We start from the raw sequence: 26,243 nt of genomic DNA, 5'->3' as shown, positions 1-26,243 counted from the left end.
CTACTGCTTGTACTGCTTGAGCAGACCGCGCGAGATGATCGTCTTCTGGATCTCCGAGGTGCCCTCGCCGATCAGCAGGAACGGCGCCTCGCGCATCAGGCGCTCGATCTCGTACTCCTTGGAGTAGCCGTAGCCGCCGTGGATCCGGAACGCTTCCTGGACCACCTCGGCGCAGTACTCGGAGGCGAGCAGCTTGGCCATGCCGGCCTCGACGTCGTTGCGCTGGCCGGCGTCCTTGAGCCGGGCCGCGTTGACCATGAGCGCGTGCGCGGCCTCGATCTTCGTACCCATCTCGGCGAGCTTGAACGCGACGGCCTGGTGCCGGGCGAGCGGCTGGCCGAAGGTGTGGCGCTGCTGGGCGTACGCGACGGCCAGCTCGAACGCCCGGATCGAGATGCCGCAGGCGCGGGCCGCGACGTTGACCCGGCCGACCTCGATGCCGTCCATCATCTGGTAGAAGCCGCGGCCGACCTTCTCCTCGCCGCCGAGCACGGCGGAGGCGGGCACGGTGACGCCGTCGAGCACCATCTCGGTGGTCTCGACGCCCTTGTAGCCCATCTTGTCGATCTTGCCGGGGATGGTGAGGCCGGGCGCGGTCTCACCGAAGCCGGGCTCCTTCTCCAGCAGGAAGGTGCTCATGTTGCCGTAGACCGAGTCGGCTCCGGTGTCGGTCTTGACCAGGGTGGCCACCACCGACGAGTACGCGCCGTTGGTCAGCCACATCTTCTGGCCGTTGAGGACGTAGTTGTCGCCGTCGCGGACGGCCTTCGATTTGATCGCCGAGACGTCCGAGCCGCACTCGGGCTCGGACATCGAGAAGGCGCCGCGCACCTCGCCGGTGGCCATCCGGGGCAGCAGCCGGGCCTTCTGGTCGGCGGAGCCGTGCTGCGAGATCAGGTACGCCACGATGAAGTGCGTGTTGACGATGCCGGAGATCGACATCCAGCCCCGGGACAGCTCCTCGACCACGAGCGCGTAGGTCAGCAGGGACTCGCCCAGCCCGCCGTACTCCTCGTCGATGGTGAGGCCGAACAGCCCCATCTCGCGCATGCCGTCGAGGATGTCGCTCGGGTACTCGTCGGCGTGCTCCAGCCGCTGCGCGTGCGGAATGATCTCTTTGTCGGCGAACTCCCGGACAGTTTCCAGGATCGACCGCTGCACGTCGGTCAGTCCGGGCGTCTGGGCGAGTCGGGCCATCTCAGCCTCCGGGGTCGTCGGCGCATTACTCAGGGGTAACTGAACGCTCGGTCAGTATCGGCCCCGGGACCGGCGCAGCCAAGGTGACCAGTCCCTACAACCGCTGTGAAAAGGTTCACCGCTACGGGTAGCGTCCGCAAGAGAGAGGGCCCGTTCACCTGGGGAAAAGGGGCGCGCGTGACTGACGAGCAGCCACCCTCACCGTACGAGCCGCCGCCGCACGGCCAGCCGTACGGGCAGCCGCAGTACGGCCAGCAGCATCCGCAGTGGGGCCAGCAGCCCCCGTACGCCCCGCAGCCGCCCTACGGCCAGTACGGCCCACCCGGGCCGGGGCCACGCCCCGGCGGCACGAACGTGCTCGCCATCCTGTCACTGGTCTTCGCGTTCGTCTTCGCGCCCGCCGGCATCGTCTGCGGCCACCTGGCGAAGCGGCAGATCCGGCAGACCGGCGAGGACGGCGACCAGCTCGCCACCTGGGGACTGATCCTCAGCTACATCTTCACCGCGATCGGCCTGGTGGCCTGCTGCGGCTGGATCGGGCTGGCGATCTGGGCCAACTCCGACAACGGCACCTACTGAGGCTCAGCGGAACTGCGCCTCCCGGACGCTGTTGCCACCGTCGACCACGAGCATCTGCCCGGTGATGTACGACGCGGCCGGCGAGCAGAGGAACGCGATCGCGGCGGCCACCTCGTCCGGCGTGCCGGGACGCCCGACCGGCGTACCCAGGCCCTGCTTGATCTCGGCCATGGTGGACGCCGCGGTGTGGATGATGCCCGGCGCCACCGCGTTCACAGTCACCCCGTCGGCGATCATCTCCATCGCCAGCGCCCGGGTCAGCCCGACCACGCCGGCCTTGGCCGCCGCGTAGGCCGCCTCGGTGGGCAGCGCGTTGACCGGCCCGGCGGTGGCGGCCAGGTTGACGATCCGGCCCCAGCCCCGCTCGGCCATGCCACCGATGAACGCCCGGCTGCACAGGAACGCGGTGGTCAGGTTCCTGTCGATCTCGCCGCGCCACTCGTCGTACGTCAGCTGGGCCACCGGCCGCAGCACCTCCGGGCTGGCCCGGCTGGCCAGGCCCGCGTTGTTCACCAGCACCTCGACGTCGCCGAGCTGCTCGGCCACCGCGTCGGCGAGCGCGCCCACCTCCGACTCGTCGGTGAGGTCGGCGACGAAGCCGGTGACGCCCAGCTCGCCCGCGCGCTCGTGGATGCGCCGGGTGGTGGAGACGATCGCGACCCGGGCGCCCAGGTCGGACAGCCGGCGCGCGGTCGCGTACCCGATGCCGTCGGCGCTGCCCGCGCCGGTGACCAGCGCGACCCGGCCGTCCAGCCGCATGGTGGCCGGTTCCGGCAGCGGCGCCGGCCGTTCGGAGTCGGCGGCGCCGACCGGCTCGCCGCCACGCGGGCGCCGCACCGACCCCGGCCGGCTCATGTCCCGTCGCGACCGACCCCCACGCGCGTCAAGTGCCATGCCGAGGATCCTGCCCGGTACCGACCCGCCGGGCAACGCGCGCCCGGAAAGAGGGTGCTCCGTGTCGCGAGCCGGTGGCTACCCTGAGCCGACCACGTACCTGGAGATGATCAGATGAGCTATCCCCCACCGCCCGGTGGTTGGCAGGACCCCTCGGCGGCCGGGCCGCACTCGGCGCCGCCGGCCGACCCGATCATGCCCGCGATCCCGAACCAGCCGGGCCCGGCCGACCCGTACGCGCCGGTCGCCGATCCCTACGCGCCGGTCGCCGACCCGTACGCGGGCGCGAAGTCCCCGTACGCCCCACCCGGCGGCGACCCGTACGCCGCCGCGATGCCCGGCTACCCGCCCCCGGGCACCTACCCGCCGCCGGGGGCCTATCCCGGCTACGCGATGCCGCCGGCCCGCACCAACACGATGGCCATCGTGGCGCTGGTCCTGTCGCTCGTCGGCTTCGCCTCGTGCATCACCGCGCCGATCGGCGCCATCATGGGCCACGTCGCGCGCAAGCAGATCCGGGAGACCGGTGAGCAGGGCGAGGGCATGGCCACGGCGGCCATCATCGTGGGCTGGATCCTGACCGCTCTGCTGGTCGCCGGCATCATCTTCTACATCGTGATGATCGTGATCGCGATCGGCGCGTCCAGCGCCAGCAGCAGCTACTGACGCCACCGGGCCGCCCCCTGGCGCGGGGGCGGCCCGGCGCGCGATCAGGCCGAGGGCGGCGTGAACGAGGACGTACGGGACATGCCGGCGGCGCGGCCCTTGGCGGCGATCACGAGCGCCATCTTGCGGGACGCCTCGTCGATCATCTCGTCGCCGAGCATCACCGCGCCGAGCTTCCCGCCCGCCTCCGAGGTGTAGTAGTCGTAGGCGTCGAGGATCAGCTCGGCGTGGTCGTAGTCGGCCTGCGCCGGCGAGTAGACCTCGTTCGCCGCGTCGATCTGGCCGGGGTGCAGCACCCACTTGCCGTCGAAGCCCAGCGCCGCCGAGCGCTTCGCCACCTCGCGGAACGCGTCCACGTCGCGGATCTGCAGGAACGGGCCGTCGATGGCCTGCTTGTCGTGCATCCGCGCGGCCATCAGGATGCGCATCAGGATGTAGTGGTACGGGTCGCCCGGGTAGTCCGGGATCAGCGCGCCGACCACCAGGGACTTCATGTTGATCGAGGCCATGAAGTCGGCCGGGCCGAAGATGATCGTCTCGACCCGGGGCGAGGCGCCCGCGATGGCGTCCACGTTAACCAGCCCGGCCGCGTTCTCGATCTGCGCCTCGATGCCGATCCGCCCCACCTCCAGGCCGAGCGTCTTCTCGATCTGGGTGAGCAGCAGGTCCAGCCAGTGCACCTGCTCGGCGTTCTGCACCTTCGGCAGCATGATGCAGTCCAGGTTCGCCCCGGCGCCCTCGACCACCTCGATGACGTCCCGGTAGGTCCACGGCGTGGTCAGGTCGTTCACCCGGACCACGCGGGTCTTGCCCGCCCAGTCGCCCTCGTTCAGCGTCGCCACGATGTTCTTGCGCGCGTCCGGCTTGGCCAGCGGGGCGACCGCGTCCTCCAGGTCCAGGAAGACCTGGTCGGCGGGAAGGCCCTGGGCCTTGCCTAGCATCTTGACGCTGGAGCCGGGCACCGCCAGGCAGGATCGGCGGGGACGACCGACAGCGGTCATGGGTGCGCTCCTTCCAGCGTCCGGCGCAGGCGCCGGCGCAGCGGTGGATTTCGAGAACTTAACGATCCCAAAGGGCGTGGTGACGCCACGGTAACCTCGTGCCGTGACCGGGGTGAATGGACCTGTGGAAGATCTCACTGAGCGTCGGATCGTGGTGCTGACCGGGGCGAGCTCCGGCATCGGTCTGGCCGCCGCGGAGGAGCTGGCGCGCCGCGGTGACCAGGTGGTGCTGGTCGGCCGGGACCCGGCCCGGCTGCGCGCCGCGGGCGAGCGGGTCCGCGAGTGCTGCGGCGAGCAGCCGGAGCTGTTCCGCGCCGACTTCGCGGTGCTCGACGACGTACGCGGGCTCGCCGAACGCCTGCGCGAGCGCTACGACCGGATCGACGTGCTCGCCAACAACGCCGGCGCGATCGTGCTGGAGCCGATCACCACGGTCGACGGTTTCGAGCTGAGCATGCAGGCCAACCACCTCGCCCCGTTCCTGCTCAGCAACCTGCTGCGGGACCGGATCGGGCGGATGGTGGTCACCGGCTCGGACGCGCACCGCAGCGGCGTGCTCGATCCCGACGACCTCAACTCCGCGCTGCGCTCGTACCGGCCGTTCCGCGCGTACGGCACCAGCAAGCAGGCGAACATCCTGTTCACCGCCGAGGCGGCCCGGCGCTGGCCGGAGGTGCCCGCGCACGTGTTCCACCCGGGCGTGGTGCGGACCCGCTTCGGCAACGAGAGCCGGATCGTGGCGCTCGGCATGCGGCTGCTGCCGTTCCGCAGCCCGGAGAAGGGTGCCGAGACGCTGGTCTGGCTCGCTTGCCAGGATCCGTCCCGGCTGACGAACGGCGGCTACTACGCCGACCGCAAGCCGCACCGGCCCCGGCCCAAGGCGGCCGACCCGGCGCTGGCCGCGCGGCTCTGGACGGCCAGCGCGAAGGCCGTCGGCGTCGACGCCTGAGCGGGTCACCACGACCGCCGGTCCGCTGGGACACTCGACGCCATGACGACGGGAAACGAGGTCCTGCTGGTCGCGCTGGTCGACCTGAGCGCCGACGCGGACGCCGGGCGGCGGTACGAGGACGCGGTGCTGGCGCTGCTCGGCCGGCACGGCGGCGAGTTGCAACGGCGGCTGCGTACCGGCGACGGGGTGACCGAGGTGCACGTGATCCGGTTCGCCGCCCGCGCCGGGCTGGACGCGTTCCTGGTCGACCCGGACCGCGTCGCGCTGCGCGCCGAGCTGGGCGACGCCGCGCCCGTCACCCGGGTGCTGGAGGTACGCGACGTCTGAGCTGCGCCTTCTCCCTCACTTCATCACGCGGGGACGCCGAGAACAAGACTTGATCTTGGGGCTGGCGAGGCGCAGTGTCGGGGCATGGACTTCGATCCTCTGGCCACCGCCCGCCGCGCACTCTGGATCGGCGGCGCGCAGTGGGCCGGCAAGACGACACTCGCGGTCACGTTGGCACTGCGGTACGGGCTGACCGCGTACCTCTACGACCGCCACGACGCGCGAGGGCACGACGACCGGCGGATCGCCGACCGGATCCGACGGGGTGAGCCGCCGGACGGCCCGGACGCGGAGGCGACCTGGGTGACGACGAACCCGGAGCGGATGGCAGCCGAGACCCTCGCCGGATTTCCGCGCCGCTTCGAGTGGGTGCTCGACGACCTGAGCGCGCTGGTGAGCGGTCGCCGGGTGGTCGCCGAGGGCTGGGGGCTGCGGCCCGAACTGGTTGCCCCGATCGTCGAGTCGACAGGGCAGATGGTGGTGCTGGTGCCGACGCCGGAGTTCCGCGCGTACCAGGTGGAACGGCTGCCGCGGGCGATGGCCCGGCATCCCGGCGTGAGCGACCCGGAGCGGGCGTGGCGTCATCGGATCGCGCGCGACGAGCTGGTCGCCGCCGACGCGGTCGCCGCCGCCCGGGCGCTCGGGGTACGCGTGATCGAGGTGGACCTCGGCCGGGACGCCGAGGCGGTCGCAGCGCTGGTCGCCGACCACTTCGCCGGATACCTCTGAGCGTCACCGCGACACGTGCACCGGGACGCTCGTCACCACCACGCCGGGCAGCGCCCGCAACGCGGTCCGCAGCCGCTGCTCGGCGCGGCTGTGCAGCAGCCGGTACCGACGTCGGCGCAGCACCACCTCCGGCACGATCACGGTGAGCGTCAGGTCCGGGCTCGCGGCGTGCAGCGCCTCCAGGTAGTGCGCCAGCGGGCCGATCACCGACCGGTACGGCGACACGATCGTCTCCAGCTTCAGGTGGTCGCCCCAGGCCCGCCACTGGTCCCGGAACCGGTCCGCCTCGTCCTGCGCCGGAGCGAGGTGCACGGCGAGCGTCGGCCGCCCGAGCGAGGTCGCGTACGCCAGCGCGCGCAGCGACGCCCGGTTCAGCCGGGCCACCGGCACCACCACCAGGTGGCGTACCTGCTGGGGCAGCTCGTCGCACTCGGCGGGCGGCGCGGACGGCGGCGAGTGCAGCGCCAGCGCGCGGTGCAGCCGGTCGTAGTGCCCGTGGATCCGGCGGAACAGCAACACCAGCAGTGGCACCGCGAGCACCACCACCCAGGCGCCCTCGGCGAACTTGGCTACCGCCGCGGTCAGCAGCACCAGGCCGGACAGCGTCGCGCCGACCGCGTTGACCGCTAGCCGGCGACGCCAGCCCGGCCCCCGGCGGCGTCGCCAGTGCACCACCATGCCGGTCTGGGACAGCGTGAAGGCGAGGAAGACGCCCACCGCGTAGAGCGGGATCAGCCGCTCGGTGTGCCCGCCGAACGCGACGAACACCACCGCCGCGGTCAGCGCCAGCGCCACCAGCCCGTTGCTGAACGCCAGCCGGTCGCCCATGTGCAGGAACCGGCGCGGCGCGTGCCCGTCCCGGGCCATGAAGAACAGCAGCCGGGGAAAGTCGTTGAACGCCGTGTTCGCCGCGAGCAGCAGGATCAGCGCGGTGGTGGCCTGCAGGATCGCGTACCCGGGACCGCTGGGGAACGTGACCCGGCCGAGCTGGGACAGCAGCGTCTCGTCCGCGCGGGGCGCCAGGCCGTCCAGGTGGATCAGCCCGATCAGGCCGGCGAACAGCGTCACCAGCATGGCGACCATCCAGCCCAGCGTGGTGCGGGCGTTGCGCCACTCGGTCGGGCGGAACGCGGGCACCGCGTTCGAGACCGCCTCGATGCCGGTCATCGACACCGCCCCGGAGGAGAACGCCCGCAGCACCAGCAGCAGGCCCAGCCCCTCGGCCGCGGGCGCCGAGGGCGGCGGCAGCGGCGCGAAACCCCGCGAGGCGGCCTTCGCGTACCCGACCGCCAGCACCACGAGCAGCACCACCACGAACGCGTACGTGGGCAGCACGAAGATGTTCCCGGCGGTGCGTACGCCACGCAGGTTGCCGGCGAGCAGCACGGCGATCACCAGCACCCCGAGCGGCACGGTCCACCGGCCGAGGCCGGGCAGCGCCGACGTGACCGCGTGCACCCCGGCCGCGATCGACACCGACACGGTCAGCACGTAGTCGAGCATCAGCCCGGCCGCGGCGGCGAGTCCCGGCGTACGCCCGAGGTTGTCCCCCGCGACGATGTACGAGCCGGCGCCGTGCGGATAGGCCGGGATGGTCTGCCGGTAGGACAGGCCGACCGCGACCATCAGCACCACCAGCACGGCGGCCAGCGGCAGGGCCAGCCCGAGCGCGGCGCTCCCGGCCAGCACCAGCACCGCGAGCATCGCCTCCGGCCCGTACGCGACGGAGCTGAGCAGATCCGAGGAGAGCACCGGCAGCGCGACCAGCTTGCGCATCCGCTCGTAGAGCACCGACGCGCTGGACAACGGCGGACCGATCAGGGTCCGGCGGACCCGGGCGACCGACCGGCCGGCCCGGTTGCCGGGCAGGTCCGCCGCGCCGGTGGCGACCAGTTCCCCCGGCTGCGCCACGGTGAACATGTCGATCGGCGCCAGCCGGCCGAAGCGGGTGGGCGCCGGATGGTGGTCGTGCCGGCCCAGCGTCGGGTCGACCGGCAGGTCGTCGGCGCGGCGCGGGCCGCGCCACCGCTCGCCGATCCGGCCGAGGGCCGCCCGTTCCTCGTCGCCGAGCGGCGGGAACTCGGCCGAGGGCGTGACGACCGTGCCCGCCTGTGCCGCGTCGTCCCGCTCCGCCCCCACCCTGAGCACTTTCGTGCAAACGGGACCGTCCAGGGGCCGGAACGGCGCGACTTCGCCCCGACCGGCTCAGTCGGGCGCGTCGCCGGGTCGCCGCGCCCGCTCCGCGTCGCCCAGCGGGTCCGGGTCGGCGGGCGCCGCGACCGGCGTGGCACGGCGACCGGCCCGCGCCCCGCCGAGCACCACCACCGCCACGCCGGCCAGCAGCAACGCCAGGCCGGGCAGGGCCAGCGGCCGGGGCAGCTGGCCCAGCCACACCCAGCCGATCACTGCCGCGCCGGGCGCCTCCAGCAGGATCAGCACGCTCACAGTGGTCGCGGAGACCCGGTGCAGGGCGTAGTTGAACATCGAGTGGCCGAGCAGTTGGGCGCCGGCCACCAGTCCGAGGATCGCCAGCCAGGTCGTGCCCTCGAAGCCGTGCAGGCGTACCCCTCCGACCAGGCACACCACCAGCAGGACCAGCGCGCACACGCCGTAGCAGACGGTGGTGTAGGTGGTGGTGCTGATGCTGGCCCGGGCCCGCTCACCGAAGGCGGTGTAGACGGCCGCGAACAGGCCGCCGACCACCGCGAGCAGGTCACCGGCGAACGCCCGGCCCGAGACGCCGAAGTCCGCGCCGGTGGCGAGCGCCGCGCCGAGCACGGCCACCGCGATGCCGGCCCACACCGCCGCCGGCAGCCGCCGCCCCTGCCAGCGGGCGATCAGGCCCTGCCAGACCGGCTGCGTCGCGCCGAGCGCGGTGGCGGCCGCGACCGAGGTGAGCTGCGCGCTCGGCATCCAGGTGGCGAAGTGGGCGGCCAGCGCGACCCCGGCGAGTACGCAGTAGAGGCCCTCACGCCGGCCCGGCCCGACCGTCAGGGCGCGCAGCTCGGCCCGTCGACGGGTCAGCGCCACCGGCCCGAGGATCGCAGCCGACAACGCGGTACGCCAGAACGCGACAGCGAGCGCCGAGGCGGCGGCGAACGCCACGAGCGGTGCCGAGGACGACACCGAGGCGACAGCCAGGGCGAGCGCGCCCACCGTCAACACGTCGAGCGGCGGGCGATGCGGAACGGTCGGCACGAGCGGTAATCCTCACACGAACACCCGACCGACACGGAAAGTCAGCACTCCGTTACGATCATGCGTCCCGGCGATCTCCCCCCTCGACGTCCGGAGGCGTTCCCTCATGCCCAGATTCCAGGCCGTGCTGTTCGATTTCTTCGGCACCCTGACCCACGGCGCGCGGCGTGGAGCCGCCCACATCGCCACCGCCGAACTGCTCGGCTGCTCCCCCGAGGCCCTGATGGAGGTGCTGGACAGCAGCTTCTACGAACGGGCCAGCGGCTCCTTCGGGAACGCCGAGTCCACCATGCGCCGGGTGTGCGCCCGGCTCGGCGTCCACCCGTCCGACGCGGCGGTACGCGCCGCCGTCGCCTCCCGGCACCTTGCCGTACGCGCCGACACCCGGCTGCGCGCCGAGGCGGTCCCGGTGCTGGCCGCGCTGCGTCGCCGGGGCGTCGGCACCGGGCTGGTCAGCGACTGCACGCACGAGCTGCCGGCGTTCCTGCCGCAGCTCCCGGTCGCGCCGCTGCTCGACGCCCAGATCTTCTCGGTACGCCTCGGGCGCTGCAAACCGGACCCGGAGCTCTACCTCGCCGCGTGTTACCGGCTCGGCCAGGCGCCGGCCGACTGCCTCTACGTCGGCGACGGCGACAGCCAGGAACTGACCGGCGCGGAACGGGCCGGGCTGAGCGCGGTCCGGCTGGCCGCGCCGGATCTGGCCGGCCACGTGGTCCTCAACGCCGACCACGGCTTCGACGGGCCGTCGCTGACCTCGCTGACGGACGTGCTCGACCTGCTCGACCCGGTCCCCGTCGCCTGACCGGGCCCGTCGGACGTGGCCGGGTCGGATCGGGCGGCCGCCTGACGCCCCGGCGGTTCGCGGTCAGCGGCGGCGGACGCGGTGCAGGCGGAACGGCTTGCGGACGGCCCGCACCACGGGGGCCGGCCGGGGCTGCTCACTCAGCGAGCCGTCCGGCAGGTCGGCGCCGGTCACGACGGCGCCGACGGGCGCGAGCCGGTTGAGCGCGCATCCCTGCGCCACCCATCGCTCCACCAGCTCGGCGGCAGCCCCTGAGGCGTTGAGCCGCTTCGCCGCGACCAGCGGCGCGGCCGTGTCCCACTCCTCGGTGCCGGGTCGCAGCCGGGTCACCCGCGCCGACCAGGTGACGATCCGTCCGCCGTGGTCGCCGCGCAACGTGACCTCGGCGGTCTCGCTGTCGGCCAGCCCTGGGGCGGCCTGCTCACCCGGGCCGGTGACCACCAGCAGCGTGCCGTCCAGCGGGAGGCACCACAGCGCGTACGCCGGGCCGCCGCCACTGCTCACCCAGCAGACAGCGGCCTTCTTCACCGCCTCGTCCACCAGCGGAGGAGTCACCCGCTCGTCCACCTCGTCACTCACCCCGCCATCCTCCCCCATCCCGGCCCGTCCCTCCCGCCCCGGCCGGTTGACCAAGGAGTTCGTGTCCTCCAGAGGCCCGTTCGCCGACACGAACTCCTTGATCAACAAGGTGGGATGGGGTGGGGTGGGGTCAGCCGATGAACGGGGGGACGGTGATCTCGCCTCGGGCCACCGGCATCACCTGGCCGGAGACGGTCGCGCCCAGCGCCAGCCCGCCAGAGGCGGTCACCGTGCAGGTCAGCGTGGAGGGGCGGTGGATCTCGATGCCCTGCCGGACGGTGTACTCCGCGCGCCCCTCGCCGGGCAGCAGCCCGCTCGCGACCAGCCACACGCCCAGCCCGAGAGCGGCCGAGCCGGTCGCCGGGTCCTCGGGCACGCCGAGCCCCGGCACGAAGACCCGGGCGTGCGCGGTTTGCGAATCGGCGTCCCAGGAGAAGAGGCTGACGTGCTCAACGCCGTACCGCTCCGCCGCCGCCGTGTTCAACCGTGCCCGGGCCACCGCGTCCGGGCGTACCGGAAGGTAGGGGAACTCCAGGCCGCACCCGGCGACGCGCGGCGGCGGGCCGACGTGGTCGGGGCCGGTGAGGCCGACCATCTCCAGCAGCGGTTCCGGGTCGAGTTCCGGGCCGAGCGTGGGCGTGCCGCCGGTGAGCGTCGCGCCGGTGGCAGTCACCTCGATCGGCAGGACGCCGGCGCCGCACTCCTGGGTGACCCGGCCCGCGCCGAAGACGCCACGCCGGCTCGCGGTCACCGCGGCGCCGACGCTCGGGTGCCCGGCGAAGGGCAGTTCGTCGGCGGGGGTGAAGATCCGCGCCCGGTAGGTGGCGCCGACCTGTGTCGGCGGGAGCACGAAGACCGTCTCGGACAGGTTGAACTCCAGCGCGAGCGCCTGCATCTGCTCGGTGGCCAGCCCTTCCGCGCCGAACACCACGGCCAGCGGGTTGCCGGCGAAGGGGCGGTCGGTGAAGACGTCCACGATCTCGTAGCCCAAGGTCGACATGCTGTTAGAGAGTAGGCCCTTAGGCTGGTGCCCGTGAGCACGCCGAACCGGGTCTACCTCGCTCGACTCGCCGGAGTCGCCGTTTTCGACCCGAACGGCGATCAGGTCGGCCGCGTCCGGGACGCGGTGGCGCGGATGCGCGCGACCCAGCGACCGCCGGAGGTGGTCGGCCTGGTCGCGGAGATGCCGATGCGACGGCGCATCTTCCTGTCCATCAACCGGATCACCTCCATCGATCCCGACGGGGTGGTGCTCGGCAGCGGCACGCTCAACCTGCGCCGCTTCGAGAAGCGCCCGAACGAGCTGCTGGTGCTCCAGGAACTGCTCGACCGCCGGGTCCAGGTCGAGGGCGGCCGGGCCGGCTCCGTGGTGGACGTGGCCATGGAGTGCAGCCGCGGCGGCGAGTGGACACTGAGCCGGGTCGCCGTCCGCGAGCACACCGGCCGGCTCACCCGGCGCGGCCACCTCCACCAGGTCGAGTGGGACCGGGTGCACGGCCTCGGCGCGGTCGGCGACAACCGGGGTACGGCGAACCTGCTCGCCGTCCTGGAGGACATGCGCCCCGCCGACCTCGCCAACGCCCTCCAGGACCTGCCCGACGCCCGGCGCAACGAGGTGGCCGCCGCGCTCGACGACGAGCGCCTGGCCGATGTGCTCAGCGAGCTGCCCGAGCACGACCAGGTGGAGATCCTGGCCGCGCTGGACCGCCAGCGCGCCGCCGACGTGCTGGAGGAGATGGAGCCGGACGACGCCGCCGACCTGCTCAACGAGCTGCCCCCGCCGGAGCAGGACGTGCTGCTCGACCTGATGGAGCCGGACGAGGCCGACCCGGTACGCCAGTTGCTGCGCTACGCCTCCGGCACCGCCGGCAGCGTGATGACCTCGGAGCCGGTGATCCTGCCACCGGACGCCACGGTGGCCGAGGCGCTGGCCCGGATCCGGGAGGCGCAGCTCTCGCCGGCGGTGGCCGCCCAGGTCTTCGTGACCCGCGCCCCGCTGACCACGCCCACCGGCCGCTACCTGGGCATGGTGCACTTCCAGCGGCTGCTGCGGGAACCGCCGGCGGATCTGCTCGGCGGGATCGTGGTGAACGACATCGACCCGCTGCGGACGTCGACGCCGTTGCCCGAGATCACCCGCCGGATGGCCACGTACGACATGGTCGGCATGCCGGTGGTGGACCGGGCCAACCGCCTGGTCGGCGCGGTGACGGTGGACGACGTGCTCGACCATTCCCTGCCGCGGGACTGGCGGGACCGGGACGCGGCATCCCCCTCGTCCACCACCGACGACGGCATCCTGGACGGCGACGATGAGTGATCAGCGCCGGGGCGACCGGCTGGACCAGCCGCGCGCCCCGCGGAACCTGCGCCTGCCCCGGGTCGACGCGGAGACGTTCGGCCGCTGGGCCGAGGGCATCGCCCGGGGCATGGGCACGGCGAACTTCCTCGTCTACATGACGCTGATCCTGGTGGCCTGGTTCCTGTGGAACACGCTGGCCCCGGCGAACCTGCGCTTCGACCCGTACACCTTCACGTTCTTGACCTTGATCCTGTCCCTGCAGGCGTCCTACGCGGCGCCGTTGATCCTGCTCGCGCAGAACCGGCAGGCGGACCGGGACCGGATCGCGCTGGACGAGGACCGGCGGCGGGCCACGCTGCAGAAGGCGGACACGGAGTACCTGGCGCGGGAGATCGCCGCGCTGCGGATCGCGATGGGTGACGTGGCGACCCGGGACTTCCTCCGCTCGGAGCTGACCCGGCTGGGCGAGGAACTGGACGAGGCGGCCGAGCGGCGGCGCAAGCTGGAGCGGCGGCAGCAGGAGCGGGAGGCCCGCCGGACGGCCGGCGCCGATCGGCTGGACGAGCCCCGGGACGAGCTGGACGGCGACTTCGCGCGGGACGGTCGCTACGAGGGCTGACCGGCCATCGAATCGCTCACACCGCCCCCGCCAGCGGCGGTGGCCGATGACCCGCGACGTAGCATTGCGGGCATGTCAGCACCCGTCAGCACCGTCTCCGACGCGATCCAGGCCGCCCTGGCCACCGTCAACGACCCGGAGATCCGCCGGCCGATCACCGAACTCGGCATGGTCCAGTCCGCCGAGCGGGACGACGACGGCGTGGTCCGGGTGGAGCTGCTGCTCACCGTGGCCGGCTGCCCGCTGAAGGACAAGCTGCGCAGCGACATCACCGCCGCCGTGGGCGCGGTGCCCGGCGTGAGCGGCGTGGAGATCGTCTTCGGGGTGATGAGCCCGGAGCAGCGCCAGGAGCTGCAGTCGAAGCTGCGCGGCGGTGGCGCCACTGCCGAGCCGGTGATCCCGTTCGCCCAGCCCGGCTCGCGGACCCGCGTCTACGCGGTGGCCAGCGGCAAGGGCGGTGTCGGCAAGTCGAGCGTGACCGTCAACCTGGCCGCCGCGCTGGCGTCGCGGGGCCTGTCGGTGGGTGTGGTGGACGCGGACATCTACGGCCACTCGGTGCCCCGGATGCTCGGCGCCGACGGCGCGCCGACCCGCGTCGAAGACATGATCATGCCGCCGCAGTCGCACGGCGTGAAGGTCATCTCGATCGGCATGTTCACCCCCGGCAACGCCGCCGTGGTCTGGCGCGGGCCGATGCTGCACCGGGCGCTCCAGCAGTTCCTCGCCGACGTCTACTGGGGCGACCTGGACGTCCTCCTGCTCGACCTGCCGCCGGGCACCGGCGACATCGCGATCTCGGTGGCCCAGTTGCTGCCGAACGCGGAGATCCTGGTGGTCACCACGCCGCAGGCGGCCGCCGCGGAGGTGGCCGAGCGGGCCGGCGCGATCGCGTTGCAGACCCACCAGCGGGTGGTCGGCGTCATCGAGAACATGTCGTGGCTGGAGATGCCGGACGGCTCCCGGATGGAGGTCTTCGGGGCCGGTGGCGGCGCGGCGGTGGCCGAGTCGCTGACCCGGACCATCGGCGCGCAGGTGCCGGTGCTGGGGCAGATCCCGCTGGACACCCGGGTACGCGAGGGCGGCGACGCCGGTCAGCCGATCGTGCTGGCGCAGCCGGACGCTCCCGCCGCGAAGGCCCTGTTCCAGGTCGCCGACCGCCTGGCCGTGCGTCGCGAGTCCCTGCTCGGCAAGCCCCTGGGCCTGAAGCCCGCCGGCCGCTAGCTCCCACCGCTCCCCAACCGCCCCTTCCCGCCGCACGCGAGAGGGGGCGGTCCCTTTTCCGGGTCAGGTGGCGTCGTCGTAGGACGGGCGGGGGGCCGGCGGGGTGGGGGTGCTGGTCGCGACGCTGGGGGTACGCAGGTCGGCGGCCTTCGCGACGTCCTTCAGCTCGTCGTGCACGCCGGTGACGTCCGAGCGCAGGTTGTCGTACATGCTCTGCAGCGGCTTGCGGATCGCCTGCTCGTCGTCCTCGCTGAGCAGGTGCTTGCGGATGAACGCCTTGGGGTGCAGGTCCTCCAGCTGGATGTCCGTACCCAGCTCGCGGCTCAGGTCGCCGGTGGCGTTGCGCGCCATGCTGCGCAGGTTGCGGACCATCCGGAGACCGTCGTTGATGACGTTGGGCAGCCGGTCCCCGAAGATCAACAGCGCCAGGAGCAGCAGGACGCCGATCTCCCACCAGTTCAGGTTCTCGAACACCGCGGCCTCCTCGTCCGTGTCCACGGCAAGACTACGCACGTCAGGTGACCATCCGGGAGGGGGTGACCGGTGCTCACTTCGCGTCGGCGGCGAGCGTCACCGAGGCGTTCTGCCGCGCCGACCCCCGCCGGTACTCGACAGTCACCACCGACCCGGGCGCGTACTTGCGCACCAGCGCCACCAGATCGGTCGGGTCGGTCATCGGATGGCCGTCCAGCCGCAGCACCACGTCCCCGGTGCGCAGCCCGGCGGCCGCCGCCGGACCGGCCGGCTCGACCGCGTTGAGGCGTACCCCGCCGCCGGTGGCGCCGGTGCCGCCGACCTGGGCGCCGATCACCGTACGCCGGGCCTTGCCGGTGCCGATGATGTCCTCGGTGATCCGCTTCGCCTGGTTGATCGGGATGGCGAAGGCGAGACCGATGTTGCCGGCCTCCTGCCCGTCGGCCACCAGTGACTTGATCGTCGAGTTCACCCCGACCACCCGGCCGGCGCCGTCCACGAGCGGGCCGCCGGAGTTGCCGTGGTTGACCGCGGCGTCGGTCTGGATCGCCGCGTAGTAGCGGGTCGGCCCGCCCGGCTCGCCGGCCTGCATCGTCCGGTCCAGCGCGCTCACGATGCCGGCGGTGACGGTGTTGGCGAGCGACAGCGGCGAGCCGATCGCGAGCACCGGGTCACCGACAGCGAGCGCGTCGGAGTCGCCGAACTGCACCGGCGTCAGCCCGGAGCGGGAGACCTTGATCACTGCGATGTCCGACTCCGGGTCCTGCCCGACCACGGTGCCCGCGGCGGTGCTGCCGTCGTTGAACACGACCGTCGCCTTTCCGGGGCCGTCGGCGACCACGTGGTCGTTCGTGACGATGTGCCCCTCGGCGCTGACCACGAAGCCGGAGCCCTCGCTGGTGCCGCCGAGACTGACCACCCGGATGGTGACCACGCTGGGCAGGACCCGCTCGGCGACGCCCGCGAGCGACTCGGGCTTGCGCTGGGCCAGCGCCGGGGCCTGCCCCGACTGCGCGCCGAGCGTCGGCACGTCACCGCCGCGCAGGAGGGCGTACGTCAGGGCGCTGCCCAGGGAACCGGCCAGCAACGCGGTGACCAGGGAAATCAGCACCATCTGGCGCAGTCCCGGCCGGGTCGGCAGGTCCGGATCGGTGACCGGCTCCGGCTCACCCGCGCCCGGTGTCGGCGCCGCCGGAACGACCACGGCGGCCGGCGCGTACGGGTCCCGCCACGGGTCGGCGAGCGCGTCCGACCACCACGGCGACGTCGCCTGACCCGGGGCGTCCTGCGCGGGTCGTCCCGGCGCCGGTCCACCCGGTGCCGGTGATCCGCCGGGCCGGCGCCAGTCCCAGCCGTCGGTCACGTCGGTGCCTCCCACTCCGTCCCCCTCGCCCCGCGCCGGAGACCGGCGGAGCCGGACGACCGTGACGCGCGGGACGCATCCAGGATTACACGGATGACGCGAATGGAGTCAGGGGTTGCCCTCCGTGACCGCTTCACAGCGGACTCGCGGCTGCGCGGGTACCGGCCCGCCTCTACGCTCACAGTGCATACCGCCCCTCGCACCAGTCCGCCCCCGGAGGTGTCCCATCGCCACGGTCGCCGGTCACGGCAGTTCGACGGCCCAGGCGCTTCACTTCGCCGAGTCGTACGTCACCGAGGACCTCGTGCTGCGCACGGCCCGCGCCCTCGCCCACGAGGTGGGCCTGGAGGCGGTCACGCCCGGGTCGGGAGCCGCCCTGCGGCTGCTCGCCGCCGCCGGCAACGCCCGGGCGGTGGTGGAGATCGGCACCGGCACCGGGGTGAGCGGCATCTGGCTGCTGCGCGGCATGCGCCCGGACGGGGTGCTCACCACGATCGACGTCGAGGTGGAGTACCAGCGCATCGCCCGGCGGCTGTTCCAGGAGGCGGGTTTCCCGTCGGGGCGTACCCGGATCATCACCGGCCGGGCCCTCGACGTGCTGCCCCGCCTCGCGGACGGCGCCTACGACCTGGTCTTCGTGGACGCGGCGGCCACCGGCTTCGCCGCGTACGTGGACGCGGCGCTGCGGCTGCTGCGCCCCGGCGGGGTGCTCGCGCTCAACGGCGCGCTCGCGGCCGGCCGGGTCGGGGATCCGGCCGCGCGGGACGTCGAGACGGTCACCGTGCGGGAGGCCATCAAGGCGATCCGCGAGTCGGAGAACTGGGTGCCCGCGCTGCTGCCGGTCGGCCACGGCCTGCTCGCCGCCGTGAAGAGCTGAATCATGCCCCGGCACGCCTGATTCAGCCCAGCGTCGCCAGCCAGCGCAGCAACCCGCGTACGCCCCAGCCGGTGGCGCCCTTGACCAGTTCGCCGTGCGTGTCGTCGGACCACGACGGCGCGGACATGTCCAGGTGCGCCCACCGGTCCCGCAGGTCACCGGTGAACTCCCGCAGGTACAGCGCGGCCACCACCGAGCCGGCGCCCTGCGCCGGTGAGCTGTGCAGGTCGGCGACGTCGCTGGCCAGGTGTTCGACGTAGTCGTCGGCGAGCGGCATCCGCCAGGCCCGCTCACCGGCCGCGGTGATCGCGTCGAGCAGGTCGCCGGCCAGGGCGTCGTTCTCGCTGTAGAGCGCCGCGTGCCGCTTGCCGAGGGCCACCGCGTTCGCGCCGGTCAGCGTGGCCAGGTCGATCAGCAGGTCGGGCTTCAGCTCGCGGACCGCGTACGCCATCGCGTCGGCGAGGACCAGCCGGCCCTCCGCGTCGGAGTTGGTGCTCTCGCTGGTCAGCCCGCCGTAGTGCCGGATCACGTCGCCGGGGCGGAACGCCGACCCGCTGACCATGTTCTCGGCGAGCGGGGCCAGCGTGGTGACCCGTACCGGCAGCCCCAGTTCGGCAGCGCCGAGCGTCGCGGCGATCACCGCGGCGGCGCCGGCCATGTCCTTGCGCATGAGCTTCATGGCGGGCACCGGTTTGATCGAGATGCCGCCGGTGTCGAACGTGATGCCCTTGCCGACGAGGACCACGTGGGTGCGCGCGTCGTCGGGCCGCCAGTCCAGCTCGACCAGGCGGGGGCCGCTGGCGGAGCCGCCGCCGACGGCCAGGATGCCGCCGAAGCCCTCGGCCGCCAGCTCCTGCGGACCGCGTACCCGCAGGTGCAGGCCGGTCCGGCCGGACGCGGCGCCGGCCACCTGCTCGGCGAACCACTCCGGGTTCTTGGTGGACGAGGGCGTGTTCGTGAGGTCCCGGGCCAGGCGGGTCATCTCGGCGGTGGTCCGGGCGGCGTCGAGCGTGCCCGCGAGCGCCTCCGGGTCGTCGACGAGCACCAGCGCCTCGGCCAGGGCCGGGCGTCCGCCGGACTCGGTGAGGCGGAAGCGGTACGAGCCGAGCAGCAGGCCCTCGGCCAGGCCGCGCAGCGCCTCGGTCGCCTCGCCGGGAAGCGCGATGGTGATCTGCGTCTCATCCTTCGCCGCGCGGGCCAGCGCGGCGCCCGCGGTGCGCCAGTCGCGCTCGTCGCCGGACCCGACGCCGAGCAGCCACAGCCGTGCCGGAGCGCCGCCGGGACGCAGGTGCTCGCGTACCTCACCGGCGGCGCCGGTGAGCCGGGTGGCGGGCAGCAGGGCGGCGGCCTCGGCCCGGACGTCGTCGCCGGGCGCGACGGCGGTCGGGACCAGTTCGGCCGGAGAGCCGGACGAGTCCGCGGAGTCGGGCTTCCCGGGACGGACGGGCAGGACGAGAGCGTCGGACCCCGCGGGCCCACTCACCAGACGAATGACCAGCACGCTGGACCGTACCTCCGAAATGGTTTCAACGGGGACGTTTCATCGCTCACCCGCAGAGGAAGGCCCTGAGCCACCGGCGGTGCCGGTGGCTCAGGGTATGACGAACCGCCCGCGCGGCGGACGCCACGCGGACACTCCTCGAATCAGCCCGCTGCCGCCTTCAGCGCGTCACCCAGCGCGGTGGCCTCGTCGGGAGTCATCTCGACGACGAGCCGGCCACCACCCTCCAGCGGGACACGCATGACGATGCCCCGGCCCTCCTTGGTGACTTCCAGCGGACCGTCGCCCGTCCGCGGCTTCATCGCCGCCATGTTGTCTCCCCTCAGACCTACACCAGGGTCGGTGAGTTGCCCCACAGCCACTTCGCCAACGCCAACCGCAACCATCACGGGAGGCTCGACCAACGATTTTCCCTGATGAACACCGCCGGACCCAAACCGAAGCAGCATTGATGTAACAGCATCTAGCTTATCTTGGATAGGCCTGTCACAATGTGCGGTCATGCAGGCACGGTCGGCACTCTTCGACCTGTACGGCGACCACCTCCGGGCCCGAGGTGGCCGCGCACCCGTCGCCGCCCTGGTCAAGCTGCTCGCCCCGCTCGGGATCGCCCCACCGGCGGTGCGCACCGCGGTCAGCCGGATGGTCCGCCAGGGCTGGCTGGAACCACTCCGGCTCGCCTCCGGACCCGGGTATTCGATCACCCCGAAGGCGGCCCGTCGACTCGACGAGGCGGCGTCGCGGATCTACCGGACCGGACGGCACAGCTGGGACGGACGGTTCGACCTCCTGGTGCTCACCCCGCCCGCGTCCCGCCGCGACCGGCAGCGGCTCGCCGCCAACCTCAGCTTCCTCGGCTACGGCACGCTCGACGACTGCACCTGGGTCGCCACCCGTGCCGGCGAGGACGTCGACCTGCTGCTCGACGAGGCGGGCGTGCGCTACGAGCGCTTCACCGCCGCACACACCTCCGGCACGCCCGGCGCGATGGGCGTGGTCCGCCGCGCCTGGGACCTGGCCGAGATCGGCCGGGCGTACGAGCGTTTCGTCGCCGAGCAGAAGCCGCTCCTGTCCGGCGTCACGGTGCGCAGCAGCGACGAGGACGCGTACGCGGCCCGGTTCCGGCTCGTGCACGCGTGGCGTACGTTCCTGTTCCGGGACCCGCAGCTGCCACCGGCGCTGCTACCCGAGCGGTGGCCGGGCACCAGCGCGGCCAGCTTCTTCGACCGGCACGCCGCCCGGCTCCGGCCGGCCGCCGACCGGTACGTCGAGCAGTGCCTCGACGCGAGCAACCGCCTGGCACGACAGAAGGGTCGTTAGAAACGTGACCGAGCCGCTGCTCGTCGACCGCACCGACGCCGTCGTCACCCTGACGCTGAACCGCCCGACGGCGATGAACTCGCTCGACGTGGCGCTCAAGGAGGCGCTCCGGGACACCCTGGCCGAGCTGGAGACCGACCGCTCCTGCCGGGCCGTGGTGCTGACCGGCGCGGGCGGCTCGTTCAGCGCCGGGCAGGACCTGCGCGAGCACGTGCAGACGCTGGACTCGGCCGACGCCGACCCGCTGGGCACGGTCCGGGCGCACTACAACCCGATCGCCGCCCGGCTGGCCAACCTGCCCAAGCCGGTGGTCGCCGCGGTGCGCGGCATGGCCGCCGGGGCGGGCGCCTCACTGGCCCTGCTCGCCGACTTCCGCATCGGCGGCCCGAAGACCCGTTTCCTGATGGCCTTCGCCGGGGTGGGGCTGGCCGCCGACACCGGCGCGTCCTGGACGCTGCCCCGGCTGGTCGGCCACGCCAAGGCCGTCGAGCTGCTGATGCTCGCCGAGCCGGTGAGCGCCGACGACGCCTGCCGGCTGGGCCTGCTGAACCGGCTGGTGGACGACGACGAGCAGGTGCTCCCGGCCGCGCAGGAGCTGGCCGCGCGGCTCGCCGCCGGCCCGACCGTCGCGTACGGGGCGATCAAGCGCCAGCTCTCCATCGCCGACGCCGGCACGCTCGCCGACGCGCTGGCCGCCGAGGCGCAGGCGCAGGCGATCTGCGGCGCCACCGCCGACCACCACGCCGCCACCAAGGCGTTCGTCAACAAGCAGAAGCCGGTCTTCGAGGGCCGCTGAACCGGGCCGGGGCGGGCGCCGGGCACCCCTCGCGCGCCCGCTCAGCGGGCCACGTAGCCGCCGTCGATGGGGATCGTGTGCCCGGTGACCCAGGCCGCGTCGTCGGAGGCGAGGAAGAGCACCACGCCCGCCACGTCGTCGGCGGTCGGGATGCCGGGCTTCGGGTTGAACGACTCCATCTGCCGGCGCATCTGTTCCGGGTCCGGCGCGTTCGCGATGAAGTGCTCCACGAGCGGGGTCATCACCACTGTCGGGGCGACCGCGTTGACGCGTACGCCCCGGGCGGCGTACTCGACGGCCGCGGACCGGGTCAGCCCGACGATGCCGGCCTTGGTGAACGTGTACGGCGAGATGTTGTCCTGCGCGGTCAGCCCGGCCGTGGACGAGGTGTTGACGATCGCGCCGCCGCCGGAGCGCAGCATCGCGTCGATGCCGTACCGCAGCACGTAGAACACGCCGTCGCCGTTGATCCGGCGGACCTTCTCCCAGTTCGCCAGGTCCATCTCGTGCAGCGCCTGCTGCTGCCCGTCGATGCCGGCGTTGTTGAAGATCACGTCGAGCCGGCCGTACCGCGCGACCGCCTCGGCGATGCCGCGCTCGACGGAGGTGGCGTCGCCGGTGTCCATGGTCACCGCGAGCGCGTCCGGCAGGCTCGACGCCACCCGTTCGGCGCCCTCGGTGTTGATGTCCGCGATCACCAGCTTGCCGCCCTCGGCGGCGAACCGGCGCGCCGTCGCCTCGCCCAGGCCGGACGCTCCGCCGGTCACCAGCACGACCCTGTCCCGGAACCGCATGGCACCCCCTTGCCCACGCCGGCCGGCGCCGGCCCTCGTCCCGGACGCTACCGCCCGGGACGGGGGGTCAGTCGTCCTCTTCGGGATCCTGGTTGGCCTCGACGCCGAGCACGAACGCCTGCATGGCCAGCTCGTCGCCGTAGGGCGAGACGAACGCCGGCAGCTCCCGCGGGCCCAGCTCCTGCACGTAGGACCAGAAGATCCGGACCGCCTCGGCCCGCGACGCCGCCTCGATCGGCAGGTCCAGGCTGACCAGCCAGGTGCTGCGGGCCGGCGGCGGGCCGAGCCGGTCGGCCAGCGCCCGCCAGCGGGCCGGGTCGAGCGCGACCATCGGTCCGTCCGGCGCCGGGCCGTCGACCGGAACCGGCTCGTCCAGCGCCCGCCGGGTGTACGCGACCACGAGCGGCCCGGCCGCCAGGTCGGACTGCGGATCGTCCGGGTCCTCCCGGGTCCCGGACGCCGCGAGCGCGACCCGGCCGAGCGCGACCAGCCGCAGCGGCTCGTCGACCAGCACCGCCACCCGGTCGCCGGGGCGCGGGCGAGCCGCTGCGGCCGGCCCGGTCAGCTCCAGCACGTCGTGGTGCACCAGCCGCTCGGCCTCGAAGCGCTCGGCGGGCAGCAGCACCGCCCAGGCGCCGGTAGTGGTCTCACCGTCGGTCGTCCCGCTCGTACGCGGCTCGGTGTCGGTCATGTCCCAATCCCATCACGCCGGAGGTGGCGCGCTCGGTCACACCCCGGCCCGGTCACCGCTCACGTGACAGTCGGCCAGGTGGTCGTCGACCATGCCGGTGGCCTGCATCAGCGCGTAGGCGGTGGTGGGGCCGACGAACCGGAAGCCCCGCTTCTTGAGCGCCTTGGCCATCGCGACGGACTCCGGGCTGGTGGCCGGCACCTCGGCGAAGGACCGGGGGCGCGCCGCCCGGGGCGGCGGCGCGAACGACCAGAGCAGCGCGGAGAGGCCCTCGGGCAGCTCCGACGCGGCCCGGGCGTTGGCGATCGCCGCCTCGATCTTGGCCCGGTTGCGGACGATCCCCGCGTCGGCCATCAGCCGGGCCACGTCGGACTCGCCGTAGCGGGCCACCGACTCGATCCGGAACCCGGCGAAGGCGTCCCGGAACGCCTGCCGCTTGCGCAGGATGGTCAGCCAGGACAGGCCGGACTGGAACGCCTCCAGCGTCAGCCGCTCGTAGAGCGCATCGTCGCCGCGCAGCGGCCGGCCCCACTCCTCGTCGTGGTAGACGGCGTAGTCGGGGGTGCTCGCTCCCCACGCGCAGCGCGGCAGCCCGTCGGGGCCGTTCACCAGGTCAGTCACGGCGTCCACGATAGGCCGGGCCACCGACAGCCCCGCCGCGCCGACCGCCGGTCAGGGCAGCCGGCCCTGCTCGACCAGCCGGGCGAACTTCTTCAACGCCTGGGTGAGGCTGAACTTCGAGCCGGGCCAGAGCACCGGCCAGGCCACCCGCCCGGCCGGGCCACCCGGCAGGTGGAACCACTCGTGCCAGACCACCTGGGTGCGGTCGCGGTCCATCGGGGTGCAGCGCAGCACGCCGGGGCCGCGCAGCAGCTTGCCGCAGTGCACCACGCCGACCTCGTACGGGGCGTCGACCCGGACCACACGCATCTCGTCCCGGAGCACGGCCGGGCCGAGCGCGGTGACCGCCTCGACCAGGCTGCCCTCGCCGCCGTCACCCTCGACCACCCGGACCCGGGTCAGCGGGATCCAGTCCGACTGGCGTTCCCAGGCGGTGAGCGCGGCGAAGACGCGATCGGCCGGCGCGTCGACGATCACGGTGGCGGTGACCTCGCCGGCGCCGCGCCGGGACGCCTCGGTGAAGTCGTCGGCCGGGCGGCCGGCGCCGGTCACGCGGACTCCGACCGGACCACCGAACCGCGCTCCCGGTCGTCGTCGGCCGAGCCGGCAGCGATCCCGTTCGCCGGGGAGACGGTGTCCTCGGTCGCCGCGGCGGCGGGGGCCTCCGCCACGCCCGGCTCGGCCGGGGTGCCTCCCGGCTGTCCGTCGGCGTCGGTACGGGACGGCTGCTCGGGCGCGGACAGGTCGATCACCACCGGCTCCGGGTCGGACGGGTCGACCGCCTGCTCGGTCTCGGGCCGGGTCGCGGCGGCCTCCTCGCGCGCCCGGCGCAGCGCGTCGGCGTCCTCGGTGCGGCCGTCGCGCAGGGCCGCGTTCTCCGCCTCCAACACGCTGATCAGCTCGGACTTGTAGCCGATGTCGTACGCCGCGCGGCGCAGCGCGGAGTCGACCTGGGCCATCCGGTAGCCGCGCAGCGCGGTGTCGAAGCGGACGCCTGTCACGTCCGACTCGTCGAGCGGACGGCTGCCCGGCAGGGGCACGGCCCGCCCGTCCGGCTCGGCCGGTGTCAGGCCCGGATCCTTGCCGGAGACCAGCACCGTCACGCCGAACACCACCGCCGCGACTGTCAGCGCGACGACCAAGAGGAGCAGAACCTCACCCATGCACAGATCGTGGCATGCGGGCCGGGATCGGGCGAGCCCTCCGGGACGTCCGGTCGGTAAATGCGTCCGACGCACGGGACCGGCAGGGGTGGCGCGCACGGGACCGGATAGCGTCGGACCGGCCGGCGAGCGCGGGCGACGAGGAGGCGGGCATGACCGGGGCGTTGCGGCTGGGCGGACGGACGTTCGGCCCCGGTGAGCTGGTGGTGATGGCGATCGTCAACCGCACGCCCGACTCGTTCTTCGACCGGGGCGCCACGTTCGCCCAGGACAGCGCGCTGCGCGCGGTGGAGCGCGCGGTCGACGAGGGCGCCGAGATCATCGACATCGGCGGGGTCAAGGCCGGCCCGGGCGACGAGGTGGACGTGGCCGAGGAGATCCGGCGGACGGTGGACACCATCGCCGCGGTCCGGTCCGCCTTCCCCGAGGTGGTCGTCTCCATCGACACCTGGCGGGCCGAGGTGGCGGTGGAGGCGGTGGCGGCCGGCGCGGACCTGCTCAACGACACCTGGTCGGGGGCGGATCCGGCGCTGGCCCGGGTCGCCGCGGCGACCGGCGCCGGGCTGGTCTGCTCGCACGCCGGCGGGCTCGCGCCGCGTACCCGGCCGCACCGGGCCCACTTCGACGACGTGGTGGCCGACGTGCTCGCCACGGTGACCGGGCTGGCCGAACGCGCGGCCGGGCTGGGCGTACGCCGGGACGGCATCCTGATCGACCCGGCGCACGACTTCGGCAAGAACACCCGGCACTCGCTGGAGATCACCCGGCGGCTGGCGGAGCTGACCGACACCGGCTGGCCGCTGCTGGTGGCCCTGTCGAACAAGGACTTCATCGGCGAGACGCTCGACCTGCCGGTGCCCGAGCGGTTGGAGGGGACGCTCGCCGCCACCGCGGTCTCGGCCTGGCTCGGCGCCCGGGTGTTCCGCGCCCACCAGGTCCGCGAGACCCGCCGGGTGCTGGACATGGTGGCCTCGATCCGGGGCGACCGGCCGCCGGCGGCGACCCGGCGCGGGCTGGCCTAGGAGGTCAGGTGACGCGCGGCGCCTGACGGGTCAGGTCCAGCGCAGGACGCCGCGCCGCCAGGCGTAGAGGATGCCGAGCGCGACGATCGCCACGAAGACGCCCATCTCGACCACGGTGGTGGCGCCGAAGCCGGGCCGGTCGAACACCAGCGCCCAGGGGAACAGGAAGACCGCCTCGACCGCGAAGAGCACGTACAGGTAGGCGTAGACGTAGTAGCGGATCTGCATCTGGGCCCAGTCGCCGCCGACCGGGTCGATGCCGCACTCGTACGTGGCCCGTTTGCCCCACGGCTCGGCCGGGCGGCTCGGACGTAACACCCGGTTCGCGGAGAACGCCGTCACGAAGAAGAGCACGGCGGCGAGCAGCAGCAGACCGAGCGTGGCGTACGAGCCGAGATATCCGGTCACGAGCGGAGCGTACCGGTCCCGTCCAGATGTCCCGGACACGTTACGAATTCGTTTCCTGGCAGGACTAGTGCCTGATGGCAAGCATCACCGAATAATGGGACACCTTGACCCGCCCCGGAGGACAGATGGCCCGCCTGCGCGTTCGAC

30 protein-coding genes are annotated in these 26,243 nt (G+C 73.4%); 13 read left to right on the top strand and 17 right to left on the bottom strand.

Annotation, left to right across the window (positions count from 1 at the left end; all coding sequences use genetic code 11):
- Positions 1 to 1,197, bottom strand: a complete 1,197-nt coding sequence (locus HA073_RS05155; RefSeq protein ID WP_013283885.1) for an acyl-CoA dehydrogenase family protein — start codon at positions 1,195 to 1,197, stop codon at positions 1 to 3.
- Between the two features lie 177 nt (positions 1,198 to 1,374).
- Here HA073_RS05155 and HA073_RS05150 point away from each other — a divergent pair, with 177 nt between their 5' ends.
- Positions 1,375 to 1,776 carry a DUF4190 domain-containing protein gene (locus HA073_RS05150; protein ID WP_043326898.1) on the top strand — a complete coding sequence of 134 codons (402 nt, stop codon included), beginning with the start codon at positions 1,375 to 1,377 and terminating at the stop codon, positions 1,774 to 1,776.
- A gap of 3 nt (positions 1,777 to 1,779) precedes the next feature.
- On the opposite strand, the gene HA073_RS05145 is transcribed toward HA073_RS05150, so the two are convergent.
- On the bottom strand, positions 1,780 to 2,670 hold the full coding sequence (locus HA073_RS05145) for an SDR family NAD(P)-dependent oxidoreductase (RefSeq protein ID WP_036342954.1): 891 nt from the start codon (positions 2,668 to 2,670) through the stop codon (positions 1,780 to 1,782).
- Between the two features lie 114 nt (positions 2,671 to 2,784).
- Between HA073_RS05145 and HA073_RS05140 the strand changes: the two genes are divergently transcribed.
- Positions 2,785 to 3,336 (top strand): DUF4190 domain-containing protein, encoded by a 552-nt coding sequence (locus tag HA073_RS05140; RefSeq protein WP_043326901.1) that lies wholly within the window; start codon positions 2,785 to 2,787, stop codon positions 3,334 to 3,336.
- Between the two features lie 44 nt (positions 3,337 to 3,380).
- Here the strand turns inward: HA073_RS05140 and HA073_RS05135 are convergent, their stop codons facing one another.
- A complete protein-coding gene (locus HA073_RS05135) occupies positions 3,381 to 4,337 on the bottom strand; it encodes a CoA ester lyase (RefSeq protein WP_043326903.1) in 957 nt (318 codons plus the stop codon).
- Positions 4,338 to 4,461: 124 nt separating this feature from the next.
- Here HA073_RS05135 and HA073_RS05130 point away from each other — a divergent pair, with 124 nt between their 5' ends.
- From HA073_RS05130 to HA073_RS30495, 3 genes are all read left to right on the top strand, one after another.
- A complete protein-coding gene (locus HA073_RS05130) occupies positions 4,462 to 5,286 on the top strand; it encodes an SDR family NAD(P)-dependent oxidoreductase (protein WP_166455797.1) in 825 nt (274 codons plus the stop codon).
- Between the two features lie 42 nt (positions 5,287 to 5,328).
- Complete coding sequence (locus tag HA073_RS05125; RefSeq protein WP_166455796.1) at positions 5,329 to 5,616, top strand: hypothetical protein; 288 nt, start codon at positions 5,329 to 5,331, stop codon at positions 5,614 to 5,616.
- 84 nt (positions 5,617 to 5,700) lie between these two features.
- Positions 5,701 to 6,345 (top strand): hypothetical protein, encoded by a 645-nt coding sequence (locus tag HA073_RS30495; protein WP_166455795.1) that lies wholly within the window; start codon positions 5,701 to 5,703, stop codon positions 6,343 to 6,345.
- A 3-nt stretch (positions 6,346 to 6,348) separates the two neighbouring features.
- On the opposite strand, the gene HA073_RS05115 is transcribed toward HA073_RS30495, so the two are convergent.
- Together HA073_RS05115 and HA073_RS05110 are read right to left on the bottom strand one after the other, a co-directional pair.
- Positions 6,349 to 8,484, bottom strand: a complete 2,136-nt coding sequence (locus HA073_RS05115) for an APC family permease (RefSeq protein WP_223201249.1) — start codon at positions 8,482 to 8,484, stop codon at positions 6,349 to 6,351.
- 66 nt (positions 8,485 to 8,550) lie between these two features.
- Positions 8,551 to 9,543 carry a DMT family transporter gene (locus HA073_RS05110; RefSeq protein WP_166455794.1) on the bottom strand — a complete coding sequence of 331 codons (993 nt, stop codon included), beginning with the start codon at positions 9,541 to 9,543 and terminating at the stop codon, positions 8,551 to 8,553.
- A gap of 106 nt (positions 9,544 to 9,649) precedes the next feature.
- On the opposite strand from HA073_RS05110, the gene HA073_RS05105 reads away from it, so the two are divergent.
- On the top strand, positions 9,650 to 10,345 hold the full coding sequence (locus tag HA073_RS05105; RefSeq protein WP_069087214.1) for an HAD family hydrolase: 696 nt from the start codon (positions 9,650 to 9,652) through the stop codon (positions 10,343 to 10,345).
- 63 nt (positions 10,346 to 10,408) lie between these two features.
- Here HA073_RS05105 and HA073_RS05100 read toward each other — a convergent pair whose 3' ends face one another.
- Both HA073_RS05100 and HA073_RS05095 read right to left on the bottom strand, forming a co-directional pair.
- Positions 10,409 to 10,942: a hypothetical protein gene (locus tag HA073_RS05100; protein WP_176722724.1), complete on the bottom strand. Its 534-nt coding sequence runs from the start codon at positions 10,940 to 10,942 to the stop codon at positions 10,409 to 10,411.
- A 112-nt stretch (positions 10,943 to 11,054) separates the two neighbouring features.
- Positions 11,055 to 11,924, bottom strand: coding sequence for a PhzF family phenazine biosynthesis protein (locus HA073_RS05095; RefSeq protein ID WP_064447573.1), 870 nt, complete (start codon positions 11,922 to 11,924; stop codon positions 11,055 to 11,057).
- A 33-nt stretch (positions 11,925 to 11,957) separates the two neighbouring features.
- Here HA073_RS05095 and HA073_RS05090 point away from each other — a divergent pair, with 33 nt between their 5' ends.
- From HA073_RS05090 to HA073_RS05080, 3 genes are all read left to right on the top strand, one after another.
- On the top strand, positions 11,958 to 13,244 hold the full coding sequence (locus tag HA073_RS05090) for a magnesium transporter MgtE N-terminal domain-containing protein (RefSeq protein WP_064447753.1): 1,287 nt from the start codon (positions 11,958 to 11,960) through the stop codon (positions 13,242 to 13,244).
- The gene (locus HA073_RS05085; protein ID WP_064447572.1) at positions 13,237 to 13,845 is read left to right on the top strand and encodes a DUF1003 domain-containing protein; all 609 of its coding nucleotides are present in this window, start codon (positions 13,237 to 13,239) and stop codon (positions 13,843 to 13,845) included. Before HA073_RS05090 ends, HA073_RS05085 begins: the two co-directional genes overlap by 8 nt.
- A gap of 72 nt (positions 13,846 to 13,917) precedes the next feature.
- Complete coding sequence (locus tag HA073_RS05080; protein WP_030501083.1) at positions 13,918 to 15,066, top strand: Mrp/NBP35 family ATP-binding protein; 1,149 nt, start codon at positions 13,918 to 13,920, stop codon at positions 15,064 to 15,066.
- A gap of 63 nt (positions 15,067 to 15,129) precedes the next feature.
- Here HA073_RS05080 and HA073_RS05075 read toward each other — a convergent pair whose 3' ends face one another.
- Positions 15,130 to 15,540 carry a preprotein translocase subunit TatB gene (locus HA073_RS05075; protein WP_043330672.1) on the bottom strand — a complete coding sequence of 137 codons (411 nt, stop codon included), beginning with the start codon at positions 15,538 to 15,540 and terminating at the stop codon, positions 15,130 to 15,132.
- 73 nt (positions 15,541 to 15,613) lie between these two features.
- Positions 15,614 to 16,918: a S1C family serine protease gene (locus HA073_RS05070; protein ID WP_176722725.1), complete on the bottom strand. Its 1,305-nt coding sequence runs from the start codon at positions 16,916 to 16,918 to the stop codon at positions 15,614 to 15,616.
- Between the two features lie 211 nt (positions 16,919 to 17,129).
- Here HA073_RS05070 and HA073_RS05065 point away from each other — a divergent pair, with 211 nt between their 5' ends.
- On the top strand, positions 17,130 to 17,780 hold the full coding sequence (locus tag HA073_RS05065) for an O-methyltransferase (protein WP_255358665.1): 651 nt from the start codon (positions 17,130 to 17,132) through the stop codon (positions 17,778 to 17,780).
- Between the two features lie 22 nt (positions 17,781 to 17,802).
- Here HA073_RS05065 and HA073_RS05060 read toward each other — a convergent pair whose 3' ends face one another.
- Together HA073_RS05060 and HA073_RS05055 are read right to left on the bottom strand one after the other, a co-directional pair.
- Positions 17,803 to 19,281 (bottom strand): M17 family metallopeptidase, encoded by a 1,479-nt coding sequence (locus tag HA073_RS05060; RefSeq protein WP_166455793.1) that lies wholly within the window; start codon positions 19,279 to 19,281, stop codon positions 17,803 to 17,805.
- 143 nt (positions 19,282 to 19,424) lie between these two features.
- The gene (locus HA073_RS05055) at positions 19,425 to 19,592 is read right to left on the bottom strand and encodes a DUF3117 domain-containing protein (protein WP_013283866.1); all 168 of its coding nucleotides are present in this window, start codon (positions 19,590 to 19,592) and stop codon (positions 19,425 to 19,427) included.
- A 190-nt stretch (positions 19,593 to 19,782) separates the two neighbouring features.
- On the opposite strand from HA073_RS05055, the gene HA073_RS05050 reads away from it, so the two are divergent.
- Together HA073_RS05050 and HA073_RS05045 are read left to right on the top strand one after the other, a co-directional pair.
- On the top strand, positions 19,783 to 20,601 hold the full coding sequence (locus HA073_RS05050; protein WP_043326925.1) for a PaaX family transcriptional regulator C-terminal domain-containing protein: 819 nt from the start codon (positions 19,783 to 19,785) through the stop codon (positions 20,599 to 20,601).
- 4 nt (positions 20,602 to 20,605) lie between these two features.
- Positions 20,606 to 21,397 carry an enoyl-CoA hydratase/isomerase family protein gene (locus HA073_RS05045; protein ID WP_043326927.1) on the top strand — a complete coding sequence of 264 codons (792 nt, stop codon included), beginning with the start codon at positions 20,606 to 20,608 and terminating at the stop codon, positions 21,395 to 21,397.
- Between the two features lie 41 nt (positions 21,398 to 21,438).
- On the opposite strand, the gene HA073_RS05040 is transcribed toward HA073_RS05045, so the two are convergent.
- The 5 genes from HA073_RS05040 to HA073_RS05020 form a co-directional block, all read right to left on the bottom strand.
- Positions 21,439 to 22,191, bottom strand: a complete 753-nt coding sequence (locus HA073_RS05040) for an SDR family NAD(P)-dependent oxidoreductase (protein WP_043326929.1) — start codon at positions 22,189 to 22,191, stop codon at positions 21,439 to 21,441.
- A 67-nt stretch (positions 22,192 to 22,258) separates the two neighbouring features.
- Positions 22,259 to 22,882 (bottom strand): hypothetical protein, encoded by a 624-nt coding sequence (locus tag HA073_RS05035; RefSeq protein ID WP_166455792.1) that lies wholly within the window; start codon positions 22,880 to 22,882, stop codon positions 22,259 to 22,261.
- Positions 22,883 to 22,918: 36 nt separating this feature from the next.
- Entirely contained in the window at positions 22,919 to 23,503 is a 585-nt protein-coding gene (locus HA073_RS05030) for a DNA-3-methyladenine glycosylase I (RefSeq protein ID WP_113972362.1), read from the bottom strand.
- A gap of 51 nt (positions 23,504 to 23,554) precedes the next feature.
- A complete protein-coding gene (locus HA073_RS05025; protein WP_043326933.1) occupies positions 23,555 to 24,055 on the bottom strand; it encodes an SRPBCC family protein in 501 nt (166 codons plus the stop codon).
- On the bottom strand, positions 24,052 to 24,666 hold the full coding sequence (locus HA073_RS05020; protein WP_104115122.1) for a DivIVA domain-containing protein: 615 nt from the start codon (positions 24,664 to 24,666) through the stop codon (positions 24,052 to 24,054). The genes HA073_RS05025 and HA073_RS05020 overlap by 4 nt, the downstream gene beginning before the upstream one ends.
- Positions 24,667 to 24,818: 152 nt before the next feature.
- Here HA073_RS05020 and folP point away from each other — a divergent pair, with 152 nt between their 5' ends.
- A complete protein-coding gene (gene folP / locus HA073_RS05015; RefSeq protein ID WP_166455791.1) occupies positions 24,819 to 25,688 on the top strand; it encodes a dihydropteroate synthase in 870 nt (289 codons plus the stop codon).
- Between the two features lie 30 nt (positions 25,689 to 25,718).
- Here folP and HA073_RS05010 read toward each other — a convergent pair whose 3' ends face one another.
- A complete protein-coding gene (locus HA073_RS05010; RefSeq protein WP_030501070.1) occupies positions 25,719 to 26,096 on the bottom strand; it encodes an NADH-quinone oxidoreductase subunit A in 378 nt (125 codons plus the stop codon).
- Between the last annotated feature and the right edge of the window lie 147 nt (positions 26,097 to 26,243).

It is taken from the genome of Micromonospora sp. CMU55-4, assembly GCF_011602315.1.
Lineage (GTDB): Bacteria > Actinomycetota > Actinomycetes > Mycobacteriales > Micromonosporaceae > Micromonospora > Micromonospora chalcea.
This window is presented reverse-complemented; position numbering and strand designations above follow the sequence as displayed.